The sequence below is a fragment of the Rheinheimera pacifica genome, from assembly GCF_900108485.1.
Lineage (GTDB): Bacteria > Pseudomonadota > Gammaproteobacteria > Enterobacterales > Alteromonadaceae > Alishewanella > Alishewanella pacifica.
This window is the reverse complement of the sequence record NZ_FNXF01000003.1, coordinates 209,130-228,361: the sequence shown is the minus strand read 5'-3', so window position 1 is coordinate 228,361 and position 19,232 is coordinate 209,130. Positions and strand designations below refer to the sequence as shown.

Here is a 19,232-nt window from a genome sequence, read left to right as displayed (position 1 = left end):
TGGCCTGAGGCAATAACAGAGGTAAAGATGCACACAATTAAATGGGACCCTAAATTAATCAGTAAGTACAATATTAATGGCCCGCGTTATACCTCTTATCCTACTGCACTTTCACTAAGTACAGATTTTGATCTGGGGCTGCTCCAAAGTGCAATAAACCAAAGCCCCGATGAGCTGAGCCTGTACCTGCATATCCCGTTTTGCCATAAGCTGTGTTACTACTGTGGCTGTAATAAAGTCATTACCCGACACCAGCATAAAGCCGATACCTATCTTGATGCCTTAGCAGAAGAGATGGCGTTGTATGCGCCACTGTTAGATAGCAAACGTATTAATCAGCTGCATTTGGGCGGCGGCACCCCCACTTTTTTGACTGAAGTGCAACTTAGCCGTTTAATGGCGCTGTTGCATAAGTTTTTTACGATTAATGCTGATGCTGAAATCAGCATTGAAATAGACCCGCGCAGTTGCAGTGATGACAAGCTGCGTCACCTGAGTACTTTGGGTTTTAACCGCGTTAGCTTTGGCGTGCAGGATTTAGATGAAAAAGTGCAGATTGCCATTAACCGCGTGCAGGACACTGATCTTATCCGTCATCAGGTGCAGCTTAGCCGTGAGCTGGGCTTTAGCTCAATTAATCTGGATTTAATTTACGGCCTGCCATTTCAACAGCCGGCCAGCTTTGGTGAAACCGTTGATGAAATTATCCGGCTTAATCCGCACCGTATTTCGCTGTTTAGCTATGCCCATATCCCGGATCGTTTTGCTGCGCAGCGCAAAATAGATAACAGCAGTTTGCCGGATGCACCGCTAAAGCTGGAGCTGATGCAACTGGCTATCAACCGTTTTGTCGCGGCCGGTTATCAGTTTATCGGTATGGACCACTTTGCCAGACCGGATGACGCGCTGGCCAAAGCACAGCAGGCCGGCAAACTGCAGCGCAATTTTCAGGGTTATACCACCGCAGGCCAGGATGCATTGATTGGCTTGGGCGTATCCAGTATCAGCCAGGTAAGCGGCGTGCTGTGGCAAAACAGCAAAGATTTACCAGCGTATTATGCAGCCATAAATAAAACGCAGCTGCCGATTGAGCGCGGCTTTAGCTTAAATGCAGATGACAAACTACGGGCGGCCTTAATCAGCCAGTTAATTTGCCATTTTGCGCTGGATACAGAAACATTTAGCCGCCAATGGCGTATTACTGGTTTCTGGCAATATTTTGTTGAAGCATTGGCGCGACTGCAACCATTTATGGAAGACGGTTTGGTTGAGGTATACGCTGAGCGCATTAAAGTAACCGATGCCGGCCGGCTGTGGGTGCGCAGTATCTGTGCCTGCTTTGATGCTTACCTAACCCAGGGCCAACAGCGCTATTCAAAAGTGGTGTAATTAAAGTGTATTAGAGTACTTTCACTGTCAATACTCGAAAGAGTTTGACACTGTCAATATTGTGTTATGCTCGACTTTGCCAGAGTTCGTGATTTATTGAGTTTATGTCTGACCTTCAACCGAACACGTTACTAGCCGAAGCCATTTCAGCCATTAACACTATACGTTTTACATCCACTCTTATGCAGCTTTTAGGTGGAGTATGCAGTTTTGATAGTGCAGTAATATTGGGCTACAGCTCGGGTAAACATCCTGTATATCTTTATGATTCACTTGAAAGCAGCCGACATTTATTGTTCCAATGTTATCTCACAAGCACTTTTCAGCAAGATCCATTTTATCATCAGCTGCTTACCCGGCAGCATGGTATTTTTAGCTTGTCGCAGGTTACAGATAAGCATGAGCATAAGGATTATTTGCGCAAGTTCTATGCAGAAACTGGCTGGAAGGATGAGCTATGTTTAGCGATTAATATTGGCCCAGGACGAGATGTACTGATCTTTCTCGGCGTTACCGACATCAACAACCGTTTTACAGCAAACCATATTGCTCTTCTAGAGCGATATTTCCCTGTTTTAAAGGTTTTATGCCAACAACATTGGCAGCAGGCCGCTTTTAATCTGGCGCAACCCCTTGATGAAGTAGTCATCTGCCATACAACCATGCGGCATTATTTGGATGAGTCACTGCAAACATTTGCGCAGGCAGTACTGACTAAACGTGAGCAGCAAATAGCGAGCCTGCTGGTACAGGGAGCCGACAGTACTGAAATCGCCGGGCAACTTGGTTTATCGGTTGGTACGGTTAAAAATCATCGCAAGAAAATCTATGCCCAATTACATATCAAATCGATTAGCGAGCTGTTCCAGTTATTCATCAATCACCTGTTAACGCATTCCTTCGACTAATTACAAAAACTATCCCTAAAGGGACATAGGCACATTCTGGTCATCTGCTTTAGTGTGTCTGTCAGTCACTACAAAGCAGGAGATATTGTGAGTAATACACTGATGGATGATCTAGAGCATCGTGGTTTAATTGCCCAAGCGACGGATATCGTTGCTATAAGAACCTTATTAACAACATCGCAAACGGTGTACTGCGGCTTTGACCCCACAGCAGGCAGTTTGCATATCGGGCACTTAGTCCCGCTGTTGCTTTTAAAGCGATTTAAGGATGCCGGGCATCAGGCTATCGCCTTGCTGGGTGGCGCTACTGGTATGATTGGTGACCCGAGTTTTAAAGCGGCAGAGCGCAGTTTAAATAGTACCACGACAGTAGATGGCTGGGTGCAGGATTTATCCGCGCAAATCCAGAGGCTGATGCAAGCAAAACTGAAAACACCCATGTTGCTGATTAATAATGCAGACTGGTTACAACAGGTAAGCGTGATCAACTTCTTTCGCGATGTCGGTAAACACTTTTCTGTTAACAGCCTGCTTAACCGTGAATCCGTTAAGCAACGTTTGAAGCGACCTGAGCAAGGTATTTCTTTTACTGAATTCAGTTACAGTTTACTTCAGGCTTATGATTTTTCCGAACTTAACCAGCGCTTTGCTTGTCGCCTGCAAATTGGCGGTAATGATCAGTGGGGTAATATTGTCAGTGGGATCGACTTTACACGCCGCATTAGTGGCAACGAGGTGTTTGGTTTAACTCTGCCGTTGATTACCAAAGCGGATGGCACTAAGTTTGGTAAAACTGAAAGTGGTACTGTTTGGCTGGATGCGACTAAGACATCACCATACGCTTTTTACCAGTTTTGGCTAAATACCGCTGATGCTGATGTATATCGTTTTTTGCGCTACTACACCTTTTTAAGCTGTGAGGACATAGCCCGCATCGAAGATGAGGATAAGGCCAGAAAAAGTAAGCCTCAAGCGCAACATGTTTTGGCCGAAGAGCTGACCCACTTTGTTCATGGTGAGACCGGATTAGCCAGTGCACGGCGGATCAGTGAGGCACTGTTTAGTGGAGAAGTTAAGCAGTTACAACTAAGTGAGTTGCAGCAGTTGGAATTGGATGGCTTACCTACGCAGGAAATATGCAGTCAGGATTTGCTTGAAGCTTTGATAAAAGCAGGCTTAGCGTCGTCAAAACGGGCAGCGCGTGAGTTTCTGGCAAGTGACGCGATCCGTGTAAATGGTGACAAAGTCGCGGCCGATCAGAACAATTTGGGATTTGCGCTGTTTGATCAGTATTGGCTGTTACAAAGAGGAAAAAAACACTTTGTATTACTTAAACGGGCTCAGCCATAGTCCCGAAATAATAGGCATCGCAGCGGATAGCTAAACCCTATACCACTGCTTAGTGGCGTTGTTAATACAACGCCACTAATTCACCGGCTTTATTAAAGGTAAGAAAATCGGCAATCATGCCGCCCTGAATTTTTTCCATCATCATCTTAAGCGGCTGGGTGGCTTCATCGCTGTTTGGCGCAAAACCACCGCGGCCGCCAAGGGCTGAAACAAAGGCGATATCCCAGTCGACGCCGGTAGTGGTTGATTCCGCTACCAGGTTGGCGAAATCGTTTACCTCGTCCGGCAGTTTATCCACGCACAACACCGGTGCCAAAGCACCACCCTGGCCTTGTTCAAAGTTGTGTTTTTGCGTATCGGTATAGCCATTTGGCAGCTCGGCCTTGGCAAATACAAACAATAACCGCTGAGGTTCATCTTGCATTGCGGCTGCTTGAATTAAGTCGGGGTAGGATGCAATATTCATATTCAAAGCTCAGTAACAATTTTCCCCAGTGTAACAAAGTTATTTACCGATTATATTAACTATAGGGTAGTACTTAACTAACCACAAAGGGGTAATTACCTTTGCCTGCTCGGCGGTTAGGTATTTTTTACCTAAAATAAGAGTACTTTTCACCATGGAGTTTTGTTTATGAGGCGTTTTATCCGCAATTTGGCTATCAGCCGAAAATTGATGTTATTACTTCTATTACCGGCGTTAGCAGCATTGTGGCTGGCGGGCGGCAGACTAACAACCAGTTGGCAACAGGTAGAGCTCGCCCGGCATATCACTAGTTCAATAGAAGCTTCTGTGACCATGAATGAATTGGTGGGAGCTTTGCAAGCCGAACGCGGCGCCAGTGGGGTGTTTCTGGCCAGCTCCGGTAAGCGTTTTGCCGAGCGGTTGGCTCAGTTACGCCAACAAAGTGATCGGCAGTTGCAGGCATTTATGGCATTGCGTTTACCACAGTTACAACCTTTACAGCAACAGTTGCAGCAGTTATCAGAACTGCGCCGGCAGATTGACCAATTAGCTATGACCAACGCCATATCAGCTGAGCGATATACGGCACTAATTACAGCAATGATAGCGTTAAACCACCAGTTGGAAGTAGACGTACAGCATCGTGAAATGGCCAGACAGCTGGCAACATTAAACCAGTTTATTGAAATGAAAGAACGCGCGGGGCGTGAGCGTGCCATTTTGGGCTTGGTATTTAGCCAAGGTAGTTTTACCGGCGAATTGCTGGCACGCTTTAGCAATAATCTGGGAACTTACAATGCCTATGCGGAAAACTTCTTACGCATGGTTAGCCCGGAGCAACAACTGCACTGGCAGCAGGTAATACAGCATAATAGCTTTGCTGAGGTGGCACGGTTGCAGCAACTGGCGTTTAATACTGCCTTGGGGGAAGCGTTGAACATAGATGACGGCCAGTGGTTTGATATATCTAGCAGCCGACTGGCTCAGATGGGGGAGTTTGAACAGAGCTTAAGCCGGGATATTGCAGCAGCAGCAGAGCAGCTAAATCAGCAAGCGACACGGCAGTTATGGCTTCTTGTAACGGTATTACTGTTGATCGCGGCTGTGTTGGTAATAGTCGCAATGATTACAGTGCGGAGTATCGCGTCTGCCGTACATAGCATAGAAGGCACCATTGCTGCGCTGGCTCAACGCGATCTTACAGCACGCAGTCACTATCAGGGTACAGACGAGTTTGGCCGCATTGCGCACAGTACCAATAGTATGGCGCAGGAGCTGCAACGCATTATTAATGACATCGGTGCTGCAACGGTACAAGTGGCAACGGCGGCAGAGCAATCGTCAGCAGTAACGTTACAAACCAGCAAAGGTGTGCAACAGCAACAACAGGACACCGAGATGGTAGCGACGGCTATGCACGAAATGAGTGCCACTGTGCGGGATGTTGCCAGTAGCACAGCAGAAGCGGCTGAGTTATCTGAGTCGGTGCAGGCAGGTGCGACGCAAGGTCAGGCTAAACTGGAGCAGAGCATAACCCTTATTAACCGTTTGTCAGCACAGGTAGACAGTACGGCTAGAGTGATTGATAAAGTAAAACATGATAGCGATGCCATTACATCGGTACTGGATGTCATACGTGGCATAGCCGAACAAACTAACTTGCTGGCGCTTAATGCTGCCATTGAAGCGGCCCGCGCCGGTGAACAGGGGCGGGGCTTTGCGGTAGTGGCAGACGAAGTTCGCACACTGGCACAGCGTACAGCCCAATCAACCGGCGATATTCAGCGCATGATAGAAGGATTGCAGCAGGGCGCTCAGCAGGCTACAGATGCAATGCGCTTAAGCCTGAGTCAGGCGCAGGAGGGTAGTGATAAAGTCGCAGAAACCGGCACCATACTGGCCGGTGTGTTAAGCGGTATTAGTGGGATAAACGATAAAAATATGCAAATAGCTTCTGCCGCTGAGCAGCAAAGTACTGTTGCCGACGAAATTAACCAGAAAGTACTGAGTATCAGCGATGTTGCCGTGCAAACCAGTGCCGGGGCTGAGCAAACTGCCAGCACCAGCCGCGAACTGGCGCGTTTGGCTGAGCAATTGCAGGCGTTAGTTGGCCGTTTTAAACTTGCCTGATCAGGCCAGCTTGCTGTTAAACAGCGCAGCGATAAGGTCGGACTGGGTAATTATACCAACCAGCTGTTGCTGCGTATTTAGCACCGGAATATGGTGCAGGCCCTGATCTGATAGCATAGGTACCAAGGCGACGATGTGGTCATCTTCATATGCCACGCTAAGGTTGCTGACCATAATCTCCGCTACCTTGCGCTTGTACTGCTTATTGTGGCGGTTTTTCAACAGCAACTCATTAACATGGCGTAACAGCCCCCAGTAATGTGGCACCTGCAAGTTTTTCAGAAAATCTACAGTCGACACGACACCCAGCAGTTGCTGCTCTGTGTCGGTTACTGGCAGGATGCTGATTTTATGCTTGCGCAGCAGCTGCCACGCAGAGGCTACGGCGCTGTTGGGCCCCACGGTAATAAGATCGCGGGACATAATATCACGACAGCGTATCTCACCGCTTTTGCGTTGATAAGCATTAAGCTGTGCATGATGATATAGCCGCTCTAAATCCTGCTCGCTGATATCCACTACGGTATCAAAACTGTTTAACGCACTGAGTAAGTCTTCCGGTTGCAAGCCCAGCCGTTTTAGTGGCGATGCATCCTGGTGCAAATGTACCGGATCATATTTCTGCGTCGGTTTTTGCATGCCGTGTTTAAGCCAGAGTTTCTGCAATACCAGCGCCACCGCCAGCAACACAAACACATTCAGTGCCACCGGATACAGTAAAAACTCATAGCCTAGTACCTGATCGGTAGACGCAATAACTGGTACCAGAGCAGTGGCGCCGCCAGGCGGGTGCATACATTCAAAGATATACATAACAAACAGCACTATGCCGATAGTAACCGCGGCCATCAGGGCTAAATCGGTAAACAGATGCGAGCAGAGCAGACCAACGGTGGCGGAGATAAGATGGCCAGCAGCAAATGACCAGGGCTTCGCCAGTGGGCTGTTAGGTAAGCCGAACAACAACACGGCCGAGGCGCCCATTGAGGCCAGTAGTACAATACTACCGGCCGTATCAGCCAATTGCAGGCTGACCCAGGTCACAATAAATAAGGCGACAAAGGCCGACAGTGCTACCTTTAACCGTTGAGTTAGTGGAATGGCCGACAACTGCTGGCTGTCCCGTTTAATCAGGCCCAGTTGTGCCAGTACGGCAGTAAACAGGTTTTTGGCTTGGTGTTGCAAGGTTAAATCCGCTAGTTGCACCAAAGGGGGGCAATTATAGGGAGTTAACAACAAAAAAGACACCGCTATAAACAACGGTGTCTTTGTGCAGAAGTAATTTAGCTAAGCTGTTGCAACGGCTGCCGGGCAGCTTTGCTGTCAAACACGCCTTTTACCACCTGCCAGCTTACTGCTAAGGCGCCGATGATAAAGATCACATCACCGACAGTGCGCACCCAGCGCAACGTTTTCAGGACGTCGCTTTGCATAAAGGCTTCACTGCGGGCATACCATAAACCTTCGGTGGCGCTGGCGTAAAACTGAATAAAACCAATCGGCAGCAAGCTGGTAAATAGCATCAGCACCAAGCCGCCGTTCATCCACCAAAACGCTGTTTTCATCAGTTTTTCATCAAACACCAGTTGGGGCCGGATATAGCGCAGGATCAATAAACAAAAGCCCAGCGCCAGGAAGCCATAGACACCAAACAGCGCGGCATGGGCATGGGTTGGCGTAGTGTTTAATCCCTGCAGGTAATACAACGCAATAGGCGGGTTGATCATAAAACCAAATACGCCGGCGCCGAGCATATTCCAAAATGCCACCGCGACAAAAAACATAAGCGGCCATTTAATATCGCCCATCCACGGCGCTTTGCTTTTTAAACGCCAGTTTTCCCAAGCTTCATAACCCAGTACCACCAGTGGCACTACTTCCAACGCACTAAAGGTCGCGCCCACTGCCATTACCGGTGTGGTGGTGCCGGAGAAATACAGATGGTGGAAGGTACCTGGTATACCGCCCAGCATAAATAACGATGCCGAGGCTAAGCTGGCACTGGTGGCCACACTGCGCGATACCAGCCCCATGCTGTGGAAAATAAACGCCAGCGATACAGTGGCGAACACTTCAAAGAAGCCTTCAACCCACAGGTGAACCACCCACCAGCGCCAGTATTCCATTACCGATAAATGCGTACGTTCGCCGTAAAACAGGCCGGCGCCATAGAATAAACCGACACAAATTACCGAGGCGGCAAACAGTGCCAGCAGATTTTTGTCTCCCGGTGCTTTAAAGGCCGGTACCACTGCCCGCAGCATCAGCAACAACCAGAACAATACGCCAACGTATTTAATAATTTGCCAGAAGCGGCCAATATCAATGTACTCATAGCCTTGATGGCCAAACCAGAAGCTGTATTGCTGCGGCATAATTTGCATAATGGCAAAGTAGTTACCGGCAAAAGAGCCGGCAACCAGCACCACTAAAGCCCAAAACAGGATATCCACGCCCAGCTTCTGGTATTTCGGATCTTTACCGCCGTTAATAATCGGGGCTAAAAACAAGCCGGCGGCTAAAAAGCCGGTGGCTATCCAGAACATCGCCGCCTGAATATGCCAGGTACGCGCCAGGCTGTAAGGCAGCCATTCGGTGGTGTTCAGGCCATAAAAACCATCGCCCTCTACCGTGTAGTGTGCAGTAAAACCGCCCAGCATTACCTGCAGTGTAAACAAAGCCACCACCACCAGAATATACTTACCCAGTGACTTTTGTGACGGCGTAAGTTTAAGCCGGGCAATAGGGTCATGCCTGGGTACTTCGGGTTCCTCTTCGTCGTGTTGGCGTAAAAACGCCCAGCCCCAGATCAGGCCGCCGACACCGGCGATCAGTAAAATAATACTCACCAAAGACCAGATCAGGTTCTCGGCGGTAGGGCGATTGTCAATTAACGGCTCATGCGGCCAGTTATTGGTGTAGGTGGCGCTATCGGGGTGACGTTCTGTACTGGCAGCCCAGGCGGTCCAGAAGAAAAACTGTGTCATTTCCTGCCGGCGGCTTAAGGAGGGCAGGGTATTATTTTTCATTGCATAGTTGGCGCGGGTTTGCGCCAGCTCAGCAGTATCGCCAAATAAAGCAATATAGTGCTCAGCCGTTTGTGCAATAGCTTGCGCCCGTCTGTCGCTTAGTTGCAGCGTATCGCTGGTTTTGTCATAGCTATTCGTGCGATAGGCCTGCTTTAGGGCAAACTTAAGCGCATGCTGCTGCGTGGCGTTTAGCTCGTCATAGCGTTGGCCATGCTCGTCCTGTGCGGCCAGCTCCAGCCAGGCCATCAGCTCGCGGTGCAGCCAGTCGGCGGTCCAGTCCGGCGCCTGATACGCACCATGGCCCCAGATAGAGCCCAGCTGCATACCGCCAACCGACTGCCAGGCGGTCTGGCCGTTTAAAATGGTCTCGTTAGTCATCAGCACCCGGCCTTGCTGATCAACTACCTGCGCCGGAATGGGCGGTGCCGAGCGATACACCTCGGCGCCAAAATAGCCCAGTACTGAAAAGGTAATGGCTAAAATACCGATTAACAGCCACCAGAGTTTACGATATCCGGCCATACAGCCCCCTTACATCATTGTTATTGCGCCCAAGTGTCATACTTCACTCCTGTTTTCTTATTAAGCGGGCTTTACCCGCCCGGTTAAGCATTACAAGAAATAAGCCAATGATTAAGTTATTGTTATTTATTGTAATTTTGAAATTTATGCTTGCGGGTGGGTGTTTTCAACCTGAGCAGGATGGGGTGGGATCTACCCGTTGGGTAATAAATACCCATGCTGTTTGCCGCGCAGTATTTTCTACCTCTTTGGCGATATAGGCTTAGCGGCAAAGTTGCTTTAAGGTAATGCGCAGCAAAAGCACAGAGGTAGGGCGATATGGAATATTATTTACAGGTAAAACAGTTACATATGTTTTGTGCTTATTTAAGCGCCGGCTTGTTTACTGGCAGGTTGCTGCTGGATATAGCCGGAAAACCCGGCTGGCGGCAAAGCCCGGCGCGTTACTTACCGCATATTAACGACAGCCTGTTATTGACGCTGGCATTCACCTTGCTGGCAATAGGGCCCTGGCAGCCCTTTGTGCACCAGTGGCTTGGGTTTAAAATTTTACTGCTGTTGGGCTATATCGCCTTTGGTATCGGCGCGTTAAAGCAGCGCTTACGCATGCCGGTGCGCATGGTTTGTGCTTTAATAGCGCTGACAAATCTGGCGGGTATTTTTTACCTGGCACGGTTTAAACCGCTGTTGTTTATCTGATGCCATGATTACCTCTTCATAACTGAGGGAAGTGTAGGGGCACCCTTTCTTTCGCCAACAGGTGCCCCAGAATTAATTAACCTGCTTTAAGCGCTGCGTTTTTCCTTAAGGCTGCTTTGTTCCCTCTGATAATGCCGCAAGCTGTGTTCCTGCCGGCGACCGCTGCTAAAAGCCGATACCCGTTTTAAATAGCCGATTACCCGGGTGCCGTAGTCAATATCTTTACTGCCGCAGGCCGGGCAGGCGCACAGTGTACGCTTGTCGATGGCTTCGCAGCTGTTGCAGATGGTAATTTTTACGTTGACACAAAAGTAGTTGCAGCCGGTATGGGCAGCAATATTCAACAGGTTAACGTAGCCGGCCTGATCCAGTTTTTCTGCCAGATTTAAATGCAGTGCCGAACCGCCATCGAGGTAATCTAACAATTGCCGGCCATGCAGCTGAAATTTATCCAGCGTATTGCTGTGCTCATCCTCTACCACATAGAAATACGAGTTATAGCAATCGCGCGGTACAAAGTAGCCATCTTCGCGATCCCACTTGGCATTTTTTACGCCGAGGTTTTCCGCCGGCACAAATTCGGTGTTAAACATATAGCCATATTCGGCCTTAGCGGCTTTATTAGCATCAAAAATGACTTTTAACTGCTGTTGCACAAAATTGATGTACTCAGGGTTATTGCCGGCGGTTAAGCCTTGCGATTCAGCAGCCTCGACCATGCCGTTAATACCAATGGTTAAAAACTGTTTATCCAGGCTGATAAAACCCGCGTCGTATACGGTGAGTAAGCCGGCAGCTTTGTACTCTTCCATTAATTTACGGTACGCCACCTGATACTTATGAATTTTGGCCACTTCCACAGCGAGGTCGCGGCCATCCTGTATTAAGCGGTTCATATTAAGCGTAATAACGTTGATGGAGCCGGTAGCGACACCGCCGGCACCGAGTGAATACGAGAAGGTATTGTCGCTGATTTCACTGCGTAACCGGCAGCAGCTGGCTAAGGAGTCAGCGTTTTCTGATTGATAAATAAAGAACGAATTACCCGCCGCCATTTCACGGGCGATGTCGTTGGCAAAGGCCGCGTCTTTACATTTACCCTTGTCGGTCAGCATCGCTACGGTGACCACCGGAAAGGTCAGTACGGTTTTTTCCCGCTCTTTATTAAACCACTGCAAAAAAAACTGCTGCAGTGCAGACACCGACTGCCACTCTGGTTTGACAAAATCCGGAAACACAAAGTTGCCAAACATGCTGTCGAAGTAGTGCTGGTCGTATATTGAGATATTCCAAAACACACTTTGATAACCGCGGGCAGCCGCCGGCTGGTTTAGCGCATACACTACATGCTGCAGGTGGTTGGCAATTTGCTTGGTATGAGTTTGCAGATAATTATCGCCGTAATCTTTACGGGCAAAGTAATCAAAGTAAGTTAAAAACTCTACTGTGGCCACAGCACCGGCAAACTGGCTGGATACGGCAAACACAAAGTTAACGAAACAGCCGCAGAACGATTCTAAATGCTTGGGTGCCTGCGATTCGCCACCGAGCCTGGTTAAGCCATCGCGTAAAAACGGATACATGGTTACCGACACACAGTACGGCTTTAAGCTGGTTTCGTCGTGCACATAAATTTCATGCTCAGTGATTTGGCGCAGGTATTCCGCCGCCAGTTCCGCGCCAAACAGTGTGCTGATCTTATTGCTGACTAAGGCCCGGTTTACCTGAATAAAATGATCTTTCATCAGTTCCGCTTCTAAGGTGGCGATATTTTTCTGGGTGACGTTAGCATTGGCATCCAGTTTGGAGCCATCGGCCGCATTATTAGCGTGCAGATAGCTTTCGATAAAACTGAGTTTTTGTTGTAGTTGCTGCAAGTTTAGCGCGTGCATAGTGTATCCCTTTGTCATTATTGGATAAAAAGCGGATTCAGGCATTGGCCTGTGCGTAAGTCGGTAAAAACCTGGTTGGTGTCCGGGCTGTTAAGGCCGCCACGTTCTGCCAGCCAGCGGCCGGTTTTCAGGTAAGTCAGCTGTTGTTTCAGTGCCGGGTTGACATCGTCCAACCCGGTATATAAACAGCTATTCAGGCCGGCACGACGTACCATAATTAACAGTGGCAGTAGCGTTTGCGGTTGCCATTCGCCGCCTAAAAACAGTACACAGCTAATCAGGTCCTGATACGTCTGCAGCCGTTGTTGCAGATAGCTGCTGGTTAGCGCTGTACCTTGCCCGCTATGCCAGCTGTAACTGCTGTGGCAGCCTTTGCAGCCCAGCGGACAGCCGGCGATGGTATAAGCCAGTGATACTTCGCCCGGCACTTCCTGAAAGGCAATGTGTTCATCAGTAAATCTAAGCATTTAACCCTCTATATAGTGTTTTATATTTAAATTTGCACTAGATGTTGTGGTTTAGCTTAGCGCTAAGCCCGGAGCAAAGTTTGATCTGGATCATGTTTTTGCAGTTGTGAAAACATCAGCCTGGTGGCAGGGCGCAGTTTTACTGCAGTTATTACCCCATCGGGAGTAAGACGCCGCGCGGGCAGAGTGGCATAGCAAATAAAAAAACCGCCCACTGAAAACCAGGGGCGGTACAGAGGAGCCAACATGCAGTATTGGCCAAGGTGGAGCTATGAGAGAAGAAAAACTTAACGATGGCTACAACTGGTAGCTGAGCATCAACCAGACTTTAGTCGTGTTCACTGCCAGGGTATCAGCGTTGTAATGTGCCAGTTTCAGTAAGGCAGATAATTGCTTATTCACAGCGTAGCTGGCGCTGGCATTCCATTCATCGCCGTATTTGCTGCTACCGGCATCACTGTCAAAGCGATGATACGCCAGCGTTAGTGCCACATCCTTTAGTTTGGTATTGGCTTGCAGCCAGTTATCCCGCAGGCCACTATTGGGGGTAGTTAAAAACATATCGGCAAAGCCGGAAAACGCATGCAGGGTGGCCAGCGGCGTTTGAAAGGCGCTTTGGCCATCACCGGCTAAACGCTCCTGGCCAGCTTCCAGCGTTACGCTATCCAGCGCCCAGCTCAGGCTTAAACGGTGGTAGTGATGGCTGAAACTTAACGGCGCATTATGTGCATCGTCTTGTTTAGCCAGCGCTAACTGCCAGCTAAGCTTAGCTCCGCTGTTAAGCTGGCCCTGATAATCTGCGCCAACGGTGCGGCTGCTGCGTGCTGCCCAGTTATCAAAATCAAAGTCATAGCCAAAAGCAGCCAGCTGATGCGCCGGGTTTAGCTGCCATTGCAGTAGTGCCGTATTGAAGCTGCCGTGTTGATCGGCAGCGGGGCCTTTGGGGCCAAATACCCGGTTAACGTTGTAGTAATGGCCCAGCTCAGCGCTAAAGTTGCTGGCAAATGTTTGTTGCAGGCGGTAGCCATCCAGGGTTTGCTCATTCTGACGCCAGCCAACACCGCCTAAAAAGCGTTGGTTTAGTTGATTAACCAACTGGCGGCCGGCACTAAAGGTGGTGCCGCTGTCGTTCTGATAGCGCAGCAGGGCCTGATTAATATCGGTGCCTTTAGGGTCGGCCACCACGCTGTAATCTGTTTTGCCATTTACTGTGCTGTTGTAATTGTCGTTACCCACCAGGCTGACATTATCAACCTGCAGTAAGGCGCTGACACCATAGGCTTTACCGGTATTAACGCTTAAGCGGCTACGCAGGGTAGAGGCAAAGGCATCATCAAGCTGATTGTCCTGGTCGACATATTCCAGCCGGTAGCGAAAATGTGCTGACACACTGCTTTGTGTCAATGCTTGCCCCAGCTGCTCGCTGGCGCTGTTAGCCTGTGCAGGTGATGATGCGGCGGCAGATAACGCGAAAGTGATGGCAAAAGGTAAAGCAGAAACGGGTGTTTTCATTGCGGGCTTCCTGACAAAAGACGACGGGAAGATCCTAACGCGGAATAGAGTTTTTTATAATTATATTAAATGGTTACCTACCATTCGGTACGCGGTTGCCGTTATTGGTATGGTGGCGGTACTCTGGCTATCAAGTTATTTCAGCACCGGTTCATCCTGCTGCCGCCAAACTCAGGCGGTGTTTACCCAAAGATGGAGCCTGCTATGAGAACAGGTATCAAGAAAACATTGTTAGTTGCAACCTTGCTGACGTTGCCAGCATGGCCAATAAGTGCTCATCAGGGTAGTTATGAGCCCGCAGAAAGGGTAGTGCAGGATGTCGTGGTGTTTACTATGCAACGGGCTGCACAAGAACTGTTGCGTGTGTCGCGGATAGATCCGGTATATCAGGGGTACAGTCGGCATTATGTTAACCGGCAACCCGCGCCACGGCTGGATGAACGCAGTCGTCAGCAATTACGCAAGCTTGCCGCAGACCACCAGCGCAAATTAGCCGGGTTTGAACGTGAGCTCGATCGTGAACTGGATAAACTGGCAAATGAGTATCGGCGTGACAGCAAAAAGGGCAAAGGACATAAGCGCGCCAAAGCCCGTGAGAAATTTCAGCGCAAGGTGGATCAGGCGTATGAGCGGTTTATTGTTAACACCGAGCGCCAACATGATCGCTTTGATCAGCAGCGGGAACGTATCTTAAGTGACGCCTATGCTTATCACAGCCGCCGCTATTAGTGATACAAAGAGGCCGCGACGAGCAGGGCGCAAATATGCGCCCTGCCACTAGCGTTACTGCATTAAAGGTGACGCCGACAGGTTAAAGTCGTAGCCTTCAATGTCTGCAGCAACTATCAGCGTATGAATATATTGTGCTACCGCTTTGCGCCGCACTTTCTCGTTCAGGTATTCGGCTATTTTTTGTTGTACGGCACTAAACGGCAATAGCTTACCCGGCACTTTGCGGGCAATAAACACGATATGAAAACCGTAACGGCTTTCGATACCCTGCGGCAGTAAGCCTGGCTCAGCACTGAATATTTGCCGTTCAAACTCGGGCACTGTCTGGCCACGGCTGATTTGGCCCAGGCTGCCGCCGGTTTCTTTTGACGGGCAGGCCGAGTAGCGTTTAGCCAGCTCAGCCAGGCGGTCGCCTTGTTGCAGTTGCAGGATTAATTGCTCGGATAGTATTTTGGCTTCTACCCTGGCTTTATCATCCTCCGGTGCCGCGGGCAGCAGAATATGGCTGACTTCGAGCAGCGGCGAGCTGGCAAAACGCTGCGGGTTCAGCTTGTAGTATTGTAAGCATTCTTCTTCAGATGCGGTGGGGATCGGCAGTTCGCGACTGAACAGTGCATCAAGAAAGTCATCATCGCTGGCGCTATTCAGCTCGCTTTTAACGCTCAGACCCAGCGTTTTGGCGCGTTGACGTAATAATTCACCGATGATCAGCGATTCAGCGGCTTTAAGCGTAGCCGCGCGTTTGCTGGCGGCCGGGTGGTATTGTACTTCGGCCATAATGGCCGCTTCGCTGATACTGGCATTGTTTACTTGTATCATTTTGAACCTCTGTTATCTGGTGCTGGGTAGCGTGCCGCCAGGCTGCTTTAAGCCGGTATTGCACGCAAAGACGCCGTAAATTCGTCCCTGGAGGCTTCTCTCCGGCATCCATGCCGGAGACGCTTTGCTTAGCAATATCGGCTCGCTGCGAGGCAGGTCAACCGTTCTTGCCAGGCCCGGGTTGGAACCTCGATAGCGCAGCCACAGAGTGTCTGAGCGCAGCGAGTTGCTGTGGCGAGCACAGCGAGTGTTGCAACCGTCAGGGCCCGAAACCAAATCGCTGTTCGCGTCCTTTAACGTACAAAACGCTGGCGTACTATCTGGTGCTGGCGGCGCACGTACTGCACCGGCACACTTAGCATGTGTACCAGGCGGCTAAACGGAAACACCACAAACAGCGTCATACCAAGGAAAACGTGCAGTTTAAAAATCCAGTGCACGCCGCTAATAGCCTCTGCTGCAGCTAAGCTGTTAAAGGTAACGGTGTTTTGCGCCCAGGCCATCAGTTTTAGCATCTCGGCACCATCTAAATGGCCCATTGATACGGTAATACTCAGCAAGCCCAAAATCAGCTGTGCGTAGAGTAAAAACAGAATAGCAATGTCCATCGGGTTGCTGGTGGCGCGGATGCGTGGGTTAAACAAGCGACGTTTAATCAGGATTGTCAGGCCGTAAAAGCAGATTAAGCCAAATAAACCACCGGCGCCAATGGCGATAAGTTGCTTCATCTGGGTGGTAATACCAAACAGGTACCAAATTTCTTTTGGCATCAGTAAACCAAAGAAATGGCCTAAAAAGATACCCAGTACGCCAATGTGAAAAGCAATACTGCCTTTACGCAGCTGTTTGCTTTCCAGTAGCTGGCTGGAGCTGGTTTTCCAGCTGTATTGCTCTCTGTCGTAGCGGATCCAGCTGCCAATCACCATAATGGCGATGGCAATGTAGGGGTAAATGCCAAAGGCAAACAGATTTAAGTGTGCCATGTTAATGCTCCTTTACGCGCGCTTTGCTGCGGCTGCTTTATAAAGTTGTTGCCCGGCTTCTTCACTGCCCAGCAGCTCAGTGCTAAGCGGAATAAACTGATCGCGGCGCTGGCCATCGGTCGGTTTATTGCCACTGCCGCAGGCTGAATTAGCTTGCTCGTTACCGATAAAGCTAACCATTTCCTCTTCCCAGACTTTATCCAGCGCTTTGGGTGTGTCGTCGCGCTGCTCGCCGGCAATTTGCGCTTTAATATCGGCTAAATCGACGTCAGCCTCCGACAGCGCCACCAGGGTGGCAAAAATACCGGCGTAGTCTGACTCACGCTGCTGCAGACGGCACAGCAGTACGGCCAATACCGGTGCGATTTCTTCCAGGCCAATTTGCGCGTTTTGTTCGCCCTGGGTCGATAAAAACTCCAGGTAAAGCGGCAGGTAGTCTGGTAGCTCTTTTACGCCGATATCCAGCCCGGCTTCGCGGTATTGCGCCAGCAGGTTCACCATGGCCTGGCCGCGGTCGCGCGACTCACCATGAATATGCTCAAATATCAGCAAGGACAGTGAGCGACCGCGCTCGAACAGGCCATCGTATTCTGATTGCCAGTCCATCAGCTCACCACTGCAGCGCGCTGTAATAAAAGCATTTAGCTGCTGCTTAAGCTCTGCCGCGATAGCGGCATCGGCCACTATCGCCAGCAATTCAGCTTTGGCATCGATTAACGGCTGCTTCGGGTAGTCCAGCAGTAAGGACAATAGTTGTAGTATTGGCATGCTTGTTGTTGACATCGTATTTAGTCCTTAATCTCAACCGGGATAACCTGACGCACACCTTTGGCTTTAGTGCCAAACAGGTTGACGCCGTTATTGCCATCGCCACAGCCATTACCAAAACTAAAACCACAGCTCGATTTTAAGTCGTAGGCGTTTTCGGCATAGGCGCGGTGACTGGTTGGTATAACAAAGCGGTCTTCATAGTTTGCCAGTGCCATATAGCGGTACATTTCTTCTACCTGCACTGGCGTTAAGCCCACTTGTTTTAACACCTCGGCATCTTCTACACCGTCTACCTGCTGCGCGCGTTTAAAGGCGCGCATGGCTATCATCCGCTCCAGCGCCCGCACCACCGGTGCTTCATCACCGGCTGTCAGCATGTTGGCCAGGTAACGCAGCGGAATACGCAGCGATTTCAGATCCGGAATTTCACCGTTCATGCCAACATGGCCGGCTTGTACCGCGCTTTGGATTGGTGACAATGGCGGCACATACCAGACCATTGGCAGGGTGCGGTATTCCGGGTGCAGTGGCAGGGCCACTTTCCACTCCATCGCCATCATATAAACCGGTGAGCGCTGGGCAGCTTTAATCCAGTTATCGCTGATGCCTTCGGCGCGGGCTGCGGCAATTACTGCCGGATCGTTCGGATCAAGGAAGATATCCAGCTGCGCCTGATATAAGTCTTTCTCGTTTGGCGTATTGGCCGCCACTTCAATTTTATCGGCGTCATACAGCAGCACGCCTAAGTAGCGGATGCGGCCAACACAGGTTTCCGAGCAGACTGTCGGCTGGCCGGCTTCAATGCGCGGGAAGCAGAAAGTACATTTTTCAGATTTCCCGGTTTTCCAGTTGTAATAGATTTTTTTGTACGGGCAGGCCGATACACACATGCGCCAGCCGCGGCATTTGTCCTGATCAATCAGCACTATGCCATCTTCCTCGCGCTTATAAATGGCGCCGGAAGGGCAGGCTGCCACGCAGGCGGGGTTTAAGCAGTGCTCACATAAACGTGGCAGGTACATCATAAAAGTCTTTTCAAACTGACCGTAGATGTCCTTTTGTACCACTTCGTTAAAGTTCTGGTCGACTTTGCGTTTGGCAAATTCGGTACCGAGAATTTCTTCCCAGTTTGGGCCCCATTCAATTTTTTCCATCCGCTGGCCGCTAATAAGCGAGCGCGGCCGTGCTACCGGCTGGTGTTTGGTATCGCCAACATTGTGTAAATGCTGGTAGTCAAAATCGAACGGCTCGTAGTAGTCGTCAATTTCCGGTAAGTCGGGGTTGGCGAAAATATTCGCCAGAATGCGGCGTTTACCGCCGATTTTCAGCTCCAGCTTGCCGCTTTTATTGCGTACCCAGCCGCCGTTCCATTTTTGCTGGTTTTCCCACTCTTTGGGAAAACCAATGCCGGGCTTGGTTTCAACGTTGTTAAACCAGGCGTACTCGACGCCTTCACGCGAGGTCCAGACATTTTTACAAGTGATGGAGCAAGTGTGGCAACCTATGCACTTGTCTAAATTCAGCACCATGCCTATTTGGGCTCTGACTTTCATGTTACTTACT

General features: G+C 49.8%; 16 protein-coding genes. 6 read left to right on the top strand and 10 right to left on the bottom strand.

Annotation, left to right across the window (positions count from 1 at the left end; genetic code table 11):
- The first annotated feature begins 27 nt into the window (after nucleotides 1–27).
- The 3 genes from hemN (at nucleotide 28) to tyrS (ending at nucleotide 3,647) form a co-directional block, all read left to right on the top strand.
- Nucleotides 28–1,389, top strand: coding sequence for an oxygen-independent coproporphyrinogen III oxidase (gene hemN, locus BLW68_RS05585; protein WP_092791130.1), 1,362 nt, complete (start codon nucleotides 28–30; stop codon nucleotides 1,387–1,389).
- A 104-nt stretch (nucleotides 1,390–1,493) separates the two neighbouring features.
- Nucleotides 1,494–2,297 (top strand): helix-turn-helix transcriptional regulator, encoded by an 804-nt coding sequence (locus tag BLW68_RS05580; RefSeq protein ID WP_218141310.1) that lies wholly within the window; start codon nucleotides 1,494–1,496, stop codon nucleotides 2,295–2,297.
- A gap of 87 nt (nucleotides 2,298–2,384) precedes the next feature.
- Nucleotides 2,385–3,647 (top strand): tyrosine--tRNA ligase, encoded by a 1,263-nt coding sequence (gene tyrS, locus BLW68_RS05575; protein ID WP_218141309.1) that lies wholly within the window; start codon nucleotides 2,385–2,387, stop codon nucleotides 3,645–3,647.
- A gap of 61 nt (nucleotides 3,648–3,708) precedes the next feature.
- Here the strand turns inward: tyrS and BLW68_RS05570 are convergent, their stop codons facing one another.
- Nucleotides 3,709–4,071, bottom strand: coding sequence for a ribonucleotide reductase subunit alpha (locus BLW68_RS05570; RefSeq protein ID WP_245728276.1), 363 nt, complete (start codon nucleotides 4,069–4,071; stop codon nucleotides 3,709–3,711).
- A 252-nt stretch (nucleotides 4,072–4,323) separates the two neighbouring features.
- Between BLW68_RS05570 and BLW68_RS05565 the strand changes: the two genes are divergently transcribed.
- Nucleotides 4,324–6,243, top strand: coding sequence for a methyl-accepting chemotaxis protein (locus BLW68_RS05565; RefSeq protein ID WP_245728275.1), 1,920 nt, complete (start codon nucleotides 4,324–4,326; stop codon nucleotides 6,241–6,243).
- Here BLW68_RS05565 and BLW68_RS05560 read toward each other — a convergent pair whose 3' ends face one another.
- Nucleotides 6,244–7,428, bottom strand: coding sequence for an HPP family protein (locus BLW68_RS05560; RefSeq protein ID WP_245728274.1), 1,185 nt, complete (start codon nucleotides 7,426–7,428; stop codon nucleotides 6,244–6,246).
- Nucleotides 7,429–7,526: 98 nt separating this feature from the next.
- Nucleotides 7,527–9,794 carry a nitric-oxide reductase large subunit gene (locus BLW68_RS05555; RefSeq protein ID WP_092791120.1) on the bottom strand — a complete coding sequence of 756 codons (2,268 nt, stop codon included), beginning with the start codon at nucleotides 9,792–9,794 and terminating at the stop codon, nucleotides 7,527–7,529.
- A gap of 318 nt (nucleotides 9,795–10,112) precedes the next feature.
- Here BLW68_RS05555 and BLW68_RS05550 point away from each other — a divergent pair, with 318 nt between their 5' ends.
- Nucleotides 10,113–10,493 carry a SirB2 family protein gene (locus BLW68_RS05550; RefSeq protein ID WP_092791118.1) on the top strand — a complete coding sequence of 127 codons (381 nt, stop codon included), beginning with the start codon at nucleotides 10,113–10,115 and terminating at the stop codon, nucleotides 10,491–10,493.
- Between the two features lie 86 nt (nucleotides 10,494–10,579).
- Here BLW68_RS05550 and nrdD read toward each other — a convergent pair whose 3' ends face one another.
- The 3 genes from nrdD to BLW68_RS05530 form a co-directional block, all read right to left on the bottom strand.
- Nucleotides 10,580–12,385, bottom strand: a complete 1,806-nt coding sequence (nrdD, locus tag BLW68_RS05545) for an anaerobic ribonucleoside-triphosphate reductase (RefSeq protein ID WP_092791116.1) — start codon at nucleotides 12,383–12,385, stop codon at nucleotides 10,580–10,582.
- Nucleotides 12,386–12,402: 17 nt separating this feature from the next.
- Entirely contained in the window at nucleotides 12,403–12,852 is a 450-nt protein-coding gene (nrdG, locus tag BLW68_RS05540) for an anaerobic ribonucleoside-triphosphate reductase activating protein (protein ID WP_092791114.1), read from the bottom strand.
- Nucleotides 12,853–13,149: 297 nt separating this feature from the next.
- On the bottom strand, nucleotides 13,150–14,364 hold the full coding sequence (locus BLW68_RS05530) for a hypothetical protein (RefSeq protein ID WP_092791110.1): 1,215 nt from the start codon (nucleotides 14,362–14,364) through the stop codon (nucleotides 13,150–13,152).
- A gap of 204 nt (nucleotides 14,365–14,568) precedes the next feature.
- On the opposite strand from BLW68_RS05530, the gene BLW68_RS05525 reads away from it, so the two are divergent.
- Nucleotides 14,569–15,093 (top strand): hypothetical protein, encoded by a 525-nt coding sequence (locus BLW68_RS05525; protein ID WP_218141308.1) that lies wholly within the window; start codon nucleotides 14,569–14,571, stop codon nucleotides 15,091–15,093.
- 54 nt (nucleotides 15,094–15,147) lie between these two features.
- Here BLW68_RS05525 and BLW68_RS05520 read toward each other — a convergent pair whose 3' ends face one another.
- The 4 genes from BLW68_RS05520 to narH all read right to left on the bottom strand — a co-directional run bounded on the left by BLW68_RS05520 (nucleotide 15,148) and on the right by narH (nucleotide 19,222).
- A complete protein-coding gene (locus tag BLW68_RS05520; RefSeq protein WP_092791108.1) occupies nucleotides 15,148–15,915 on the bottom strand; it encodes a peptidylprolyl isomerase in 768 nt (255 codons plus the stop codon).
- Between the two features lie 293 nt (nucleotides 15,916–16,208).
- Nucleotides 16,209–16,898 (bottom strand): respiratory nitrate reductase subunit gamma, encoded by a 690-nt coding sequence (gene narI, locus BLW68_RS05515; protein WP_092791106.1) that lies wholly within the window; start codon nucleotides 16,896–16,898, stop codon nucleotides 16,209–16,211.
- Nucleotides 16,899–16,910: 12 nt separating this feature from the next.
- Nucleotides 16,911–17,681 carry a nitrate reductase molybdenum cofactor assembly chaperone gene (narJ, locus tag BLW68_RS05510; RefSeq protein WP_245728273.1) on the bottom strand — a complete coding sequence of 257 codons (771 nt, stop codon included), beginning with the start codon at nucleotides 17,679–17,681 and terminating at the stop codon, nucleotides 16,911–16,913.
- A 5-nt stretch (nucleotides 17,682–17,686) separates the two neighbouring features.
- The gene (narH, locus tag BLW68_RS05505) at nucleotides 17,687–19,222 is read right to left on the bottom strand and encodes a nitrate reductase subunit beta (protein ID WP_092791102.1); all 1,536 of its coding nucleotides are present in this window, start codon (nucleotides 19,220–19,222) and stop codon (nucleotides 17,687–17,689) included.
- Between the last annotated feature and the right edge of the window lie 10 nt (nucleotides 19,223–19,232).

Coding starts and splice junctions, on each gene's coding strand:
- narI (WP_092791106.1), bottom strand. CDS start 16,898: ATGGCACACTTAAATCTGTTTGCCTTTGGCATTTACCCCTACATTGCC.
- BLW68_RS05530 (WP_092791110.1), bottom strand. CDS start 14,364: ATGAAAACACCCGTTTCTGCTTTACCTTTTGCCATCACTTTCGCGTTA.
- BLW68_RS05550 (WP_092791118.1), top strand. CDS start 10,113: ATGGAATATTATTTACAGGTAAAACAGTTACATATGTTTTGTGCTTAT.
- BLW68_RS05525 (WP_218141308.1), top strand. CDS start 14,569: ATGAGAACAGGTATCAAGAAAACATTGTTAGTTGCAACCTTGCTGACG.
- BLW68_RS05565 (WP_245728275.1), top strand. CDS start 4,324: ATGTTATTACTTCTATTACCGGCGTTAGCAGCATTGTGGCTGGCGGGC.
- BLW68_RS05570 (WP_245728276.1), bottom strand. CDS start 4,071: ATGCAAGATGAACCTCAGCGGTTATTGTTTGTATTTGCCAAGGCCGAG.
- BLW68_RS05520 (WP_092791108.1), bottom strand. CDS start 15,915: ATGATACAAGTAAACAATGCCAGTATCAGCGAAGCGGCCATTATGGCC.
- narH (WP_092791102.1), bottom strand. CDS start 19,222: ATGAAAGTCAGAGCCCAAATAGGCATGGTGCTGAATTTAGACAAGTGC.
- narJ (WP_245728273.1), bottom strand. CDS start 17,681: ATGTCAACAACAAGCATGCCAATACTACAACTATTGTCCTTACTGCTG.
- BLW68_RS05555 (WP_092791120.1), bottom strand. CDS start 9,794: ATGGCCGGATATCGTAAACTCTGGTGGCTGTTAATCGGTATTTTAGCC.
- hemN (WP_092791130.1), top strand. CDS start 28: ATGCACACAATTAAATGGGACCCTAAATTAATCAGTAAGTACAATATT.
- nrdG (WP_092791114.1), bottom strand. CDS start 12,852: ATGCTTAGATTTACTGATGAACACATTGCCTTTCAGGAAGTGCCGGGC.
- BLW68_RS05580 (WP_218141310.1), top strand. CDS start 1,494: ATGTCTGACCTTCAACCGAACACGTTACTAGCCGAAGCCATTTCAGCC.
- nrdD (WP_092791116.1), bottom strand. CDS start 12,385: ATGCACGCGCTAAACTTGCAGCAACTACAACAAAAACTCAGTTTTATC.